The organism is Nostoc sp. C117, from assembly GCF_043099735.1.
Lineage (GTDB): Bacteria > Cyanobacteriota > Cyanobacteriia > Cyanobacteriales > Nostocaceae > Nostoc.
The window spans coordinates 3,029,002-3,041,991 of record NZ_CP170991.1; the positions used below are offsets into that span (position 1 = coordinate 3,029,002).

General features: G+C 39.9%; 6 protein-coding genes. All 6 read right to left on the bottom strand.

All coding sequences use genetic code 11. The features are described from left to right. Positions 1-39 precede the first annotated feature (39 nt). On the bottom strand, positions 40-3,435 hold the full coding sequence (locus tag ACFG4S_RS13380; protein WP_392535261.1) for an amino acid adenylation domain-containing protein: 3,396 nt from the start codon (positions 3,433-3,435) through the stop codon (positions 40-42). A 53-nt stretch (positions 3,436-3,488) separates the two neighbouring features. Continuing rightward, positions 3,489-4,559: an HAD-IIIC family phosphatase gene (locus ACFG4S_RS13385; protein ID WP_392535262.1), complete on the bottom strand. Its 1,071-nt coding sequence runs from the start codon at positions 4,557-4,559 to the stop codon at positions 3,489-3,491. 4 nt (positions 4,560-4,563) lie between these two features. Further along, entirely contained in the window at positions 4,564-5,748 is a 1,185-nt protein-coding gene (locus ACFG4S_RS13390; protein WP_392535263.1) for an acyl-CoA dehydrogenase family protein, read from the bottom strand. 44 nt (positions 5,749-5,792) lie between these two features. Next, on the bottom strand, positions 5,793-6,047 hold the full coding sequence (locus ACFG4S_RS13395; RefSeq protein WP_392535264.1) for an acyl carrier protein: 255 nt from the start codon (positions 6,045-6,047) through the stop codon (positions 5,793-5,795). 38 nt (positions 6,048-6,085) lie between these two features. Beyond that, positions 6,086-6,940 (bottom strand): 3-hydroxyacyl-CoA dehydrogenase family protein, encoded by an 855-nt coding sequence (locus tag ACFG4S_RS13400; RefSeq protein WP_392535265.1) that lies wholly within the window; start codon positions 6,938-6,940, stop codon positions 6,086-6,088. 169 nt (positions 6,941-7,109) lie between these two features. Further along, positions 7,110-12,917: an SDR family oxidoreductase gene (locus ACFG4S_RS13405; protein WP_392535266.1), complete on the bottom strand. Its 5,808-nt coding sequence runs from the start codon at positions 12,915-12,917 to the stop codon at positions 7,110-7,112. Positions 12,918-12,990 lie beyond the last annotated feature (73 nt).

A 12,990-nucleotide genomic window follows, 5' to 3' on the forward strand; every position in this document is an offset into this window, starting at 1 on the left:
ATTTCGTATTAATATTTTAAAGCAATAAATTTAAAGATATTACTGATTATTTGCTCGATGTTGTTGCCTGATTTGCCTTTTTTGGATTGTCATAGCTTTACGAGAGTTGCGATTTTCAACTTTTTCATTTGCTTGCTGAGAATAAGTTAATTCGTTATTGTTTTGAGTTAAAAACTCAGCTAAAGACTTGATGGTTGAATATTTAAATAATTCTACAATAGGTATTTCTTGAGCGAAGATTTCATTTATTTTTGCTTGTACCTTGATAATGAGTAATGAATGTCCTCCTAGATGAAAGAAATTATCTTCAACTCCCACCTTTTCTATTTGCAAGACTTGCTGCCAAATGTTAGTAAGAAGTCGCTCTGCTTGAGTTTGGGGTCTGACATATGTTTTTTCTAACTGACGGCTTTCTGGTACAGGCAAAGCACGATGGTCGATTTTACCGTTGGGGGTTAGTGGCATTGTCTGTAAGAATACGAAAGCTGATGGCATCATATATTCAGGTAGCTTTTCTTTAAGAAAGTTTCGTAGTTCACTTATGGTTACAACTTTCTCCTGATTCAAGATTTCACTTGCTTTGTTATCGGCTACAACGTAAGCTAATAAACGCTTTTCACCGAGTTGGTCTTCTTTCGCTAAAACCACAGCTTCTTTGATTTTTGGATGAGTAACAAGTACGGCTTCAATTTCTCCGAGTTCAATGCGATAGCCACGAATTTTGATTTGATGATCGATACGGCCCAGAAACTCAATGTTGCCATCAGGCAGAAAACGGGCGCGATCGCCAGTTTTGTAAAGACGATCTCCTAATATATCGCTAAAGGGATTACGGATAAATTTATCTGCCGTCAACTCTGGACGATGGAGATAATCTCGTGCCAGTCCAGCACCGCCGATATACAATTCACCCATAACCCCAATAGGTACTGGTTGCAGATGGGAGTCTAAAATATAAACTTGCGTGTTGGCAATAGGACGACCGATATTTGGTGCTTTGTTTAACCCGAATGGCACCAAGGTAAATGTAGAATAGGTGGTTGCTTCTGTGGGGCCGTAAAGATTGAATACTTGTATGCTTGGGTGATGTTGGTATAGTTGTTGCACTAATTGATGAGGAAGAGGTTCGCCAGCTAAGTTAATTGTCTTTACTCCATCTGGTATGCCATTAATTTTTAGTAATTCCGCAATTACCGAAGGCACTGTATTCAGTAAGGTAACATTCAGAACGGCAGGTAAGGTAGGTAAATATAAAGCGTTTTCAACTAAAATAACCCGCCCACCCCAACACAAAGGTACAAATAATTCAAATACCGAAAGGTCAAAGTTAATAGAAGTACAGGCAAGGACACCAGCAAGTTGCTCAGAAGTATATACTTCTCGCGCCCAGTGTAAAAAGTTAATCGTGCTGCGGTGTTCTACCGTTACCCCTTTTGGTTTACCTGTAGAACCGGAGGTGTAGAGAACATAGGCGAGGTTTGTTGGTTTGGTGTTTGTAATTGGGTTGTATTGGTTTTGTTGGCTAATAAGTTTTGAGTCTGTATCTAAGTAGACTACAGATGCTTTATGCTCAGGTAGTTTTGCTGCTAATTTTTCTGTAGTTAATAGCACCTTCACCTGTGAATCTGACAACATGTAGAATAGGCGCTCTTGGGGATAAGCTGAGTCTAGGGGTACATAAGCACCACCAGCTTTCAAAATAGCCAACAATCCTACGATCATCTCTAGGGAGCGTTCAACACAAGTACCCACAAGTACTTCTGGGCTAACTCCTAATGTTTGCAAATGATGTGCTAACTGGTTAGCGCGGCTATTCAGTTCTCGATAGGTTAGTTGCTCATCCTTAAATACCACTGCTACAGCATTTGGTGTTTTTTGTACCTGCTGTTCAAACAGATGATGAATACACAAATTTTTAGAGTAATTTAGTTGAGTCTGATTCCACTCTAAAAACTGCTGTTTTTCTTGCATGGTTAACAGTGGCAAATCATGCAAGCGACGATCGGCATTGAGGACGATCGCAGCTAATAAAGTTTGAAAATGGTTTGCCATTCTGGCGATCGTACTTGGTGCAAACAAGTCAGTGTTGTACTCCCAAGCGCCGATTAATTTCCCGTCTGTCTCTCTGACGGCGAGAGTTAAATCAAACTTGGCTGTATTTGTGTCGGTTTCCCAAAGACTCGTATTCAAGCCCAATGGTTCTAAAGCTGACAATGCTGATGTCAACTCATTTTGCAGAAGAAACAGCACTTGGAATATGGGTGCATGGCTCAAATCTCGATGTGGCTGTAGTTCCTTGACGAGTTGTTCAAAGGGCAAATCTTGATAAGTCTGCGCCTCTAATACCATTTGGCGGACTCGACTTAAGAGTTCCCGAAAAGTGGGATTACCAGAAAAATCTGTTTGCATTGCGATCGTGTTGGCAAAAAATCCCACGATGCCTTCTGTATTTTTGTCTCGGTTGCGGTTGGCGATGGGTGAACCAATTACAATCTTTTCAACCGAAGTGTAGCGGTACAGCAGGGTTTTAAAGGCTGCTAGCAAAGTAATAAAGAGAGTGAGATTCTCCTGTTTGCTCAGATCCTTGAGGGCTTGAGTTAGGTTAGCGCCGAGAGAAAAGTATTGCCTAGCACCGCGAAAGGTTTGCACTGATGGCCGAGGATAATCTGTTGGCAACTGTAGTACAGGTGGATAATTACTTAACTGCTGTTTCCAATAAGTCAGTTGCGACTCTAGCACACTTCCCTGTAACCACTGCCGTTGCCAAAGAGCAAAATCTGCATACTGAAGAGGCAATTCCAGGAGTGGATAAGGTTTGCCTTGAGAAAAAGCTGCATATAATACTGCCAATTCCCGAAATATCACACCCAAGGACCAACCATCAATAATAATGTGGTGCATGGTCAGTAACAACACATAATCCTGTTTCCCTAGCTGTACAAGCGTCCATCGCAGCAGAGGGCCTTGAACAAAGTTGAAGGGGGGTAGGCACTGTTCGGCTGACAACCGTAAAATTTCCAATTTCTGTGCAGCTTGGGGTAATTCACTCAAGTTCACTACAGATAGAGGTACATCCATAGAAGCGGCGATAACTTGTACTGGTTGCCCCACAACTGTGTCGAAGGTAGTACGCAAAGATTCATGACGGCTTACAAGTTCTCGTAAACACTGTTCTAGTATGTCTACGTCAAGCACACCCTGGAGTTGAATAGCTCCATGTTCATTGTAGAAAGCGCTATCGGGGTTCAGCTTATGGAGAAACCATAGACGTTCTTGAGCAAAAGATAAAGGAACAGGGGAGATTGTAGTTCGTCGAGGTACAACGTTTAATTTTTGGTCAGATTGAACTTTACCTTGTAAGCGTTTTGCCAATAGTGCTTGTTTGGCTGGTGAAAGTTGAGATTTGATTTTTAAAATATCTTGCTCTAAAGACATGAATATTATTTCCTATTATTGAATAAGTAAGGTTATTAAATTATTAGTATTTATTAATCGATAATTTCTAGTTTGATATATTCTGGCAGGGGCGGAATTTGGTTAAGCTGATTTTCTAAAATTACTATTTCGCCTTTGCTTTCAATTTCTTTAAAACCTGCAAATTTATAGGAAATATACATCATACGATTGCGATTATTAGAAACAAATTCGGCACACAGACGCACTTTTTTTTCTTGAGCCAGCTTAATGATGTAGTTAAGCATAACTGAACCCACACCTCTCGACATAACGCGACAAGACATTAGTAAAAGTTTGATTGTCCATACATCATCACGGCATTCTACAAGAGCCAAGCCAATTTTTCCATAACTGCCATATTTATCTTCTAAAGTGGCAATTAGTAGTTTATGTTGCTCTGATTGCCGAAATTGATTGAGATCATCATAAGAATAAGTGTAACCTGTAGTATTTAACTGGTTGGTTCTAACTGTTAATTCTTCGGCTCGTTGTAAATCATCTTCTTGGGCTGAAGCTAGAGTAAAGCGCATATTAAGAGTTTTTAAGAACTCTTCTTGAACGCCGACAAATTTTTCTTCTGCTTGTTTGCGCTCTATATCGCTAATATACATTTGTCTTCTTTTTTGAGAATCCTCTGTAATAAAACGAGGATTAAACTCTGGCATATCTAACAAATGCTCTGTTTCACTTGAATTAATACAAAGAACATCGGGAAGGGAAAAATGTACTTCTTCTAGCTCAAATTGCTGATCGTCAATAAACGCGATCGCATCTAAACCAATATTAATTAATTTAGCAACTTCTTGAATAGAAGCAACTTTTGAATTCCAATTAATTTGGGAGTAGATAAAATACTCTGATAACCCTAATTCTTGAAGTTTAGCGATCGCTGTATTGCGATCGTTTTTACTGGCGATCGATTGGAGAATACCTCTAGCATCTAAAATTTTGATAATCTCAACTATATTTTCTTGCAAATCTACGCGATCGTCTTCTAATAATACACCATCCCAGAGAGTATTATCTAAATCCCAAACAACACATTTAATTGTTTTTTTTGTATCTTGGCTGTTTCGGGTTTGCTCCAAATTTAGACCAATCATGTTTTCATATCCTTGTAACTAATTGTTGAGATATTGCCAAGCGATCGCCAGGAAACATATACTCCTGATAACCATATTCAGCAATAGTCATTTGTTGAATTTGAGTACTACCTTCGATGATTTCCATAATTTTGGCATCTCGCAAATACCTTTCAACTGAATACTCACTACTACAACCGTTTGCACCATGAATTTGTACAGCGTCGCTTGCTACTTTAGTCGCTATTGTGGATGCAAAATACTTGGCAATTGAAGTCTCAGCTAGAGAATTAGGATGTCCAAATTTTTTCAAATATCCTGCTTGATAGCATAACAATCTTGCTGCTTTCACATTAACAATCATGTTAGTTATCATTTGCCGAATCAATTGATGTTCTTTTAAATAAACACCAAACTGTTGGCGTTGACTTGTATACTGAATACAAGCTTCTAAACAAGCTTGGGCAATACCTACACATCCCCACGCCACACTGTATCTGCCGTAATCTAATGCAGCAGAAGCAACATAAGAAAAACCAAAACCTAATTTACCTACAATATTTTCTTGGGGAATGCGACAATCCATTAGGTCTAGTTCTGCTAACATCGAAGCTTTAACACCTAACATCCCAACAATCGGTTTTATTGAGAGTCCTGGACTATTTTTTTCAACTAAAAAAGCAGAAGGTTTACCTTCACACAAACCAAAAATTAAGAAAATATCAGCGATTTGTCCATAAGTCATCCATTTCTTTTGCCCATTTAATATATAAGAATCTCCAGCCAGTTTTGCTGTTGTCTCAACACTTTTAGCATCGCTACCTACAGTAGGTTCACTCAAACCAAAAGCAGCAATCACCTCACCAGTTGCCAATTTAGGTATCCAATACTGTTTTTGAGACTTACTGCCCCACTTAAGTAGAGCATGAGTAACCATATTATGTACGGTTAGTAAACTCCGCAGCGAAGAACATCCCCGGCCAATTTCTTCATTTAAGAGTCCATAGGTGATAATATCTATAGCACCACCACCATATTCTTTAGGTATTAAAGCACCTAAATATCCTTTTTGAGCTAGTTTTTCAATTATCTTTTTTGGCGTCGATTGTTGTCGATCCCATTCATTGGCAAAAGGAATAATTTCTTCATCTACAAAGGCTCGAAATATAGCTTGAGCATTTTTTTGCTCAGGAGTTAATTCTATCTGCATTGTGATTACTAAAGTTTAATTTTTTAAAAATGATGACTCCTAAATTATCTGACTAGTATCGCTTCATTCAGCTTGCGTTCAAGAAAACTTGCCATCGCATTGATTGTCCTAAAGTTATCGAAATCTAGGTCTTCATTCTCAATAGTGATTTTAAATTCTTGCTCTAAAAACAAAACAAGTTGCATAGCGAACATAGAATTGACAAAGCCTAAAGTAAAGATATCTTCATCTTCTTGCAAGTCATGGGTTGTAATAAACCGCGAGATAAAATTTTTGATTTGAGTTTTAGCCTGGTTCATTTTTATGTATTTGTTGTAGAGGATCTAATTGAAAATTTTCAATTGTAATTATAAAAACCTTTACCACTTTTACAACCATACAAACCCGCATCTACCATCTTTTTCAGCAAAGAGCATGGTCTGTATTTGCTGTCATTGAAGCTTTCATATAAAACTTCAATTGAAAAAAGAATAGTATCTAAACCAATTAAGTCAGCAGTTTCTAAAGGCCCCATTTTATGACCAAAGCAGGTTTTAAAGATTCTATCTACATCTGATGCTGAAGCGACTTGATCTTGTAGTAAAAAAATAGCTTCGTTGATGGTTAACATGAGTACCCGATTGGAAACAAAACCAGGTGAATCATTAACTATGATGCCTTCTTTGCCCATTTGAGCTAACAGCTTTTTAGCTATCTCAATTGTTTGCTCAGAAGTATGATAACCACGAATTGTTTCTACTACTGGCTTCATTGGTACTGGGTTCATAAAGTGCATTCCAATGACTTGCGCAGCACGTTTTGTTACTGAAGCTATGCGAGTAATGGGAATCGCCGATGTATTGGCAGCAAACACCGTTGCTGGCGGACAAATAACATCTATTTTCTCATAAACTCTCTTTTTAATTTCCCATTTTTCTGTGACATTTTCAATCACAAATTCTGCTGATTCTAATGATTGGTAATCTGTAGAAATCTGTATTTTTTGGAGAACATTTTCAATGTTGTCCGATTTATCAGATTTTTGTAACATTTTTTGAAACCGAAGATTATTTTTAATCTTCTGTTTTGCATCATCCAAAATTTTTTCGGATACATCTAATAAAATGACCTGATGACCAGTTTGGGCTAAATTTTGCGCTAAACCACTGCCCATTACACCAGCCCCAATAACACCAACTACTTGGATGTTCATAATTGATATCTTCAACTAAATGAGCTTTACTATCAGAGAAAAAATATATGATAAGCCAGACATACCACAATGCGGTTTGGTTAAGAATATTTGTAGGTTGGGTTTCGCTGTCGCTCAACCCAACAAAGCTTTGATTGATAATGTTGGGTTTCGTTATTACGAATTGAGATTACCCAACTTTTTCTAAAGTTGCTTCAACTTCTTCATCAGTTAGTTCTTCTAACTCCTCTAGAATAATTTTTTCGATAAACAGAGATAATTCAGCAACAGTAGGGGCTTCAAAGAGGGCGCGGACTGGTACTTCTATTTGGAAGTCATCACGCAATTGGTTAATCATTACACTTCCTGTTAATGAGTCTCCTCCTAAAGCAAAGAAACTGTCATAAATCCCCACTTTCTCAAAACCTAAAAACTTTTGAAAGCTTCTAGCAATCTTATTTTCGAGTTCGTTAGTAGGTGCAATGAATTCATTCTTTAAATTTGGTCTGGGACGCAGAGAAGATAAGTCATATTCTTGAATATTTGCTTTCTGTTTTACGGACTTTAACCTAGTTGCTTGTTCTAACCTAGTGGTGAGATTTCCAGTCGAGACAAATACTTGATTTAATTCCTTCCAAGATAAAATCCGTTCCAGGACATTGATACCTTCTTGTGGTGTCAAAATAAATTCAGCTAAACTGGCATCAACAGATAAAAGCTGTTGTTGAACTTTTCCAACTTGCCAAGTATCCCAATCTACGCTTACCCAAGGAACAGAACTAGTTTGATTGTGTTGGTGAACAAAAGCATCCATGAAGAGATTTGCTGCTGAATAAGCTATCAGTCCTCTTCCTCCTAAAACTGAGGATAAAGAAGACATCAATAAGCAAAAATCTAGCTCTTTCGATTCTAAAACTTTTGCTAGGACTAAAAGCCCGTGTACTTTAGCTGCAAATTGCTGCTCGCACTGGGTCTTAGTTGCCTGTTCAATGGTACATAGTTTGCCAGAAATTCCCGCAGCATGGATGACACCGTTGATTTTACCAAACTTTGTTTTGGCTTGAGCGATCGCACTTTGCATTTCTTCTTCGTTAGCGACATCAGCGCCAACTAGTAAAACTTCCGCGCCTAGCGCTTCTAGTTTCAACACTTTTTCTAACAGACAATTTGACCAATCATCGCGGTTTGGTAAGATTGAACGTCCTGTTAAGATTAGTTTGGCTTTGACAGTTCGTGCTAAATATTCTGCTAAAAGTAGTCCTAAATTCCCTAACCCACCTGTAATTAAATAAACTCCTCCATCTCGCAATTGTGGTGTTACTGTTGCTACATCCCACTGGATTTGCTCAAAATTTTGTACCCAGCGATGATGATGGCGATAGGCAATAATTTGCTGAGTCGATTGCACAGATATTTCTTTGAGCAAGTTGTCTACAAGTTTATCAACTGTTCCACTGGGAAGTACAACATCAATACTACGACAGCTAATATTTGGATATTCTTGGGGAATGACTTTACAAGCTCCTAATACAGTTGCTTTTTGTGGAGAGAGTATTTCATCTCCTATCACATACTGCATATTGTTGGAGATTACCATAATTTGCAACTGTTCAGCCCAATTCTGTTGTTCCAGAACTTGAGTTATAAATAGTAAGCTGTAAAATCCTACATCTTGAGCTTGGTTGACTTCATCTACTTCTAATATTGTTTCATTGGGCGGTGTGACACTCCATAAATGAACAATCGTTTTTGGTGTGAAATTTAAGCCAGAAAGCTCCTGAAACAGTGTATGGTAGTCATTCGCTTGCCGAGGATTGATTGTATATGCATACTGTTTTTCATCTACAGCAAATTGCTCTCCAACTCTGACAGTAATCACTTTTTGACTTTGGAGTTCCAATCTTTGAACGATTTGCTCGCCCAAGCTACTCTCATCAACAAATATCAAATAACATTCCTGTTGACTTGTCTGCTGTGCTATCACAGGTGGCAACATTGAACGTTTCCATGATGGAATGTAAAACCAGTCTGCAATTTCAGGCTTTTTACCCGATGAAACTTGACTGGCATCTTCTTGATGAATCAATGCCGTCAATGCTGCTGGAACTGATTTTAATAGTGATGCAGAAGCCTGAGCTAAAATAATATGTTCTCCAAACACATCAAATTCTGAGAAAGCCGCAACATTGACAAACCCATGCTCAGTTAAAGCTTCTTGCCACTGCTCTTTTGATAAAAAGGGATTACCCATATTGCGGATACCTGCTTCATCCTCAATGGGATTCATTAGCACTGCATCCATGATGTCAGCTTCTAATCTGGCTTCGGTGATTTCCCAGAGGATTAAAAAACCTCCTGGAGCCAATAAAGAACGCACATGTTCTAAAGTAGCTCCAATATTTCGAGCTACGTGCAGCACATTAAAGGCAATGATGACATCAAAATTGTGGGTAGAATATCCTTGCTCTTGTGGCGGTTTCTCTATGTCTAGCAAACCATATTCAACAAATGGATAAGCGCTAAATTTCTTTTTGGCTGCTTTGAGAAACAAACTACCTAAATCAGTAAAGGTATATTTGGTTTGCTGTTGCGGCAACAAAGGTAACAATTCCTCTGTGGCTGTACCTGTTCCCGCCCCCAGTTCGAGAATTCTGAGGTTAACATTTGCTGGCAAGGGTTTGACCACCTGTTCAACGATCGCTCGCAAGATCGGTTTATAGTAAGTTTGCGTGGGGTAGGTTGGCACGGCATAGTCTTCTTCTTGAAGTTTCACCGAAAAGTGAAACTCTAACGCTCCCCTAGCACCAGTTAAAATGGCTGATAAGTTTTCCCCATAAAGCTGGTAAATATCTACCCATTCCATTATCTCTTGCGATCGCAATCTGGCTTCTTGAAGAAATGTATTCACTGAGTCTGGAGAAAGTGGCACCAGATTAGTATAAATTCCTACCTCATCTCGTTGTAAATCACCTGCTTCTACTAATACATTCAACCAGCGAGTCAACAGTTCTCGATAGCGAGGAATAATTTTGCACTGCTCAAACAATTCTGCGAAAGTATACTTATCCTCTGGATTGTTAAAAGCACCTAACTGTCTGATGGTCTGATTCATGTACCCAGCACATAAACGAGTCAGCCACAGTTTCCGTTCTTGCTCAAGTTGAGTGTCAATTCCTTTTACACCCTCAACTGCCTGATATTGACCGGCTTCTACCATAGATTGCCAAAGTGCAGGTAATGTCGGTAATTTTTTGCTAGTAGTTGAGGGTTTTAGTCTGTCAATCCAGTAACGTTGGCGCTCAAAGGGATAAGTTGGTAAAGGAATCCGATGACGACGCTCATGTGCGTAAAATGCCGACCAGTCTATCTCCACTCCAGAGAGCCACAGTTGCCCTAAAGTGTTGAGTAAGAATGCTAAGTCTGATTGTTGCTCGTAAGAATAACGCAGAGATGGTAGCACCACTTTATCTACAACCTGTTCGCTTTCTAAATATTGCAAAGCTAGGCTACTCAAAGTTTGTCCCGGTCCGACTTCTAACAAAATGGGATTCTGTTTTTTCCACAATTGCTTCACCCCTTCACCAAAGCGCACAGGCTGACACAGATGCTTTGTCCAATAGCTGGCATCGGTTGCTTGGTCAGCTGTAATCCATGTACCTGTAACATTAGATAGATAGGGGATTTGCGGAGGCTGGCGCTTTACGGTTTTGACTAACTCAGTGAATGGCTCGGCGATCGCTTCCATCATGTAAGAATGGAAAGCATGAGAAGTTTGCAAACGCCGACACGCTAAACCTTTCTCAGTCAATTTACCAGTTAATTCATCGATTGCATCTATATCTCCAGCTACCACACAAAGTTTTGCCCCATTAATAGCTGATAAGGAAAGTTTTTCACTCAACAAAGGACGCACTTCTGCTTCCGAAAGAGGTACAGCCAGCATTGCTCCGCTTGGCAACTCTTGAATCATTTGCGCTCTTTTCGCCACCAGAGTTAGGGCATCTTCTAAAGACAATACTCCGGCTAAAGTCGCAGCCACATATTCCCCAATGCTATAGCCAATCATAGCTACAGGACGAATTCCCCAAGAAATCCACAACTGAGCTAGAGCATACTCAATGACAAAAATAGCTGGTTGGGTGAGATAGGTTTGATTGAGTTTTTCGGCGGCTGCATCTGGTTGTTCAACAGTGCGACCAAGCATTTTACGCAAGTCGAAACCCGATTGAGACGCACCGTTTACGGGATTGGGTTGTGCAGAATTTTTCGGATAAATGACATCTCTTAAGTCAAGATTCAGTATGGGTTTGAGGATTTCACAACATTGAGCAACTGTTTTTTGAAATGTCGGCTCTAGTTGGTAAAGTTCCTCGGTCATGTTGACGTATTGTGTACCCAATCCCGTAAACATGAAGGCGACGGGGCGATCGCTAATTTCTTGAATACTGCTCAAAACTCTTTTAGAATCTTGAAGTGCGCTCACAGCATCTTCAAGGTTTTGGCAAACAACTGCTCGCCGATGTTTAAAAGCTTGACGACCAAGTTGCAGTGTGGAAGCGACATCAGCTAGGTTGACATCGGGATGCTGCTTGAGGTGTGCAGCTAAATTGGCTGTTGCTGTGTTTAAGGCAGAGCTAGTTTTCGCAGATAACAACAATAACTGCGAAGGACGCGAGTTACCAGAAGGTTGGGAGGGAGGCGCTTCTTCTAAAATAACGTGGGCGTTAGTTCCCCCCAAACCAAAGGAACTGACACCAGCGCGACGGGGTTTGCCATTAGTTGGCCATTCAGCAAGCTTTGTGTTGACGTAAAAGGGGCTATTCTCAAAATTAATTTGCGGATTGGGTTCGGCAAAGTTCAGGCTGGGTGGTAGTAATTTATGTTTGAGTGACAAGACTGTTTTGATTAACCCAGCCATTCCGGCTGCTACTCCCAAATGCCCAACATTTGTTTTAACTGAGCCGACTGCACAGTAGCCTTTTTTATCTGTACTAGCTCGAAAAGCTTGTATCATCGCCGCCATTTCAATTGGGTCGCCCAAGGTAGTACCGCTACCATGAGCCTCAATGTAGCTGATTGTATCCGGCTCAACTTCTGCCATTAGTTGAGCCGCACGAATAACTTTAGCTTGAGCAATTTCACTGGGGGCTGTGTAGCCAATTTTCAAAGAGCCATCATTGTTGATTGCCGAGCCTTTGATTACAGCATAAATCTGATCGCCATCTGCGATCGCACTCTCCAACCGCTTGAGAACAACAACACCCAAACCGTTACCAAAAACTGTACCTTGAGCCTTGGCATCAAAAGCTCGGCAATGTCCATCAGGAGACACCATTCCATCTGCTGGAAATGGGACAAATCCATCTCTAGTGACTGTAATAGTAATGCCACCAGCCAAAGCTATATTACATTCCCCACTCAACAAACTTTGACAAGCTAAATGAACTGCAACTAGTGAAGTAGAACAAGCTGTGCCAACATTAATACTCGGCCCGTTAAGATTTAATTTATACGAAACGCGTGTAGCTACAAAATCTTTATTATTACCAACAATCGCTTGCAAAGGACTTATTGCTTTTGCTGCCATCAATTCTTCATCAGCATCAAGGTTGAAAGGCAAATAACTGCTTGACCCAGAACCAGCGTAAACTCCTATAGGCTTTTCTTCCTTTTCCGGATCGTAGCCAGCGTTTTCTAAAGCCTCCCAAGCACACTCTAAAAAGAGCCTTTGTTGTGGGTCAATAGTTTCCGCTTCTCTGGGAGTATAACCGAAGAAGGAAGCATCAAATAACTCTACACCCTCTAGAACAGCAGCAGCTTTAATTGTCTTGTTGGCCTGATTAGATTCATTAAACCCCATATCTACTTCTGGCAATTCTGAAACCAACTCCACACCGTTGACCAGATTTTGCCAGAAATCCTCAATATTTTTTCCCCCAGGAAAACGCCCAGCCATGCCAATTATTGCTACTTCTAAACCAGTGGGTTCAAGATTCATCGCCTTTATCCCTCCTAAAAAATGTAGTTACCGATTATTACGTATAGCGACATTCATCTCAGTCAAAGTAATT

Excerpts from the sequence above, each read along its gene's own strand:
- ACFG4S_RS13380 (WP_392535261.1), bottom strand. The coding sequence starts at position 3,435 with ATGTCTTTAGAGCAAGATATTTTAAAAATCAAATCTCAACTTTCACCA.
- ACFG4S_RS13385 (WP_392535262.1), bottom strand. The coding sequence starts at position 4,559 with ATGATTGGTCTAAATTTGGAGCAAACCCGAAACAGCCAAGATACAAAA.
- ACFG4S_RS13395 (WP_392535264.1), bottom strand. The coding sequence starts at position 6,047 with ATGAACCAGGCTAAAACTCAAATCAAAAATTTTATCTCGCGGTTTATT.
- ACFG4S_RS13400 (WP_392535265.1), bottom strand. The coding sequence starts at position 6,940 with ATGAACATCCAAGTAGTTGGTGTTATTGGGGCTGGTGTAATGGGCAGT.
- ACFG4S_RS13390 (WP_392535263.1), bottom strand. The coding sequence starts at position 5,748 with ATGCAGATAGAATTAACTCCTGAGCAAAAAAATGCTCAAGCTATATTT.
- ACFG4S_RS13405 (WP_392535266.1), bottom strand. The coding sequence starts at position 12,917 with ATGAATCTTGAACCCACTGGTTTAGAAGTAGCAATAATTGGCATGGCT.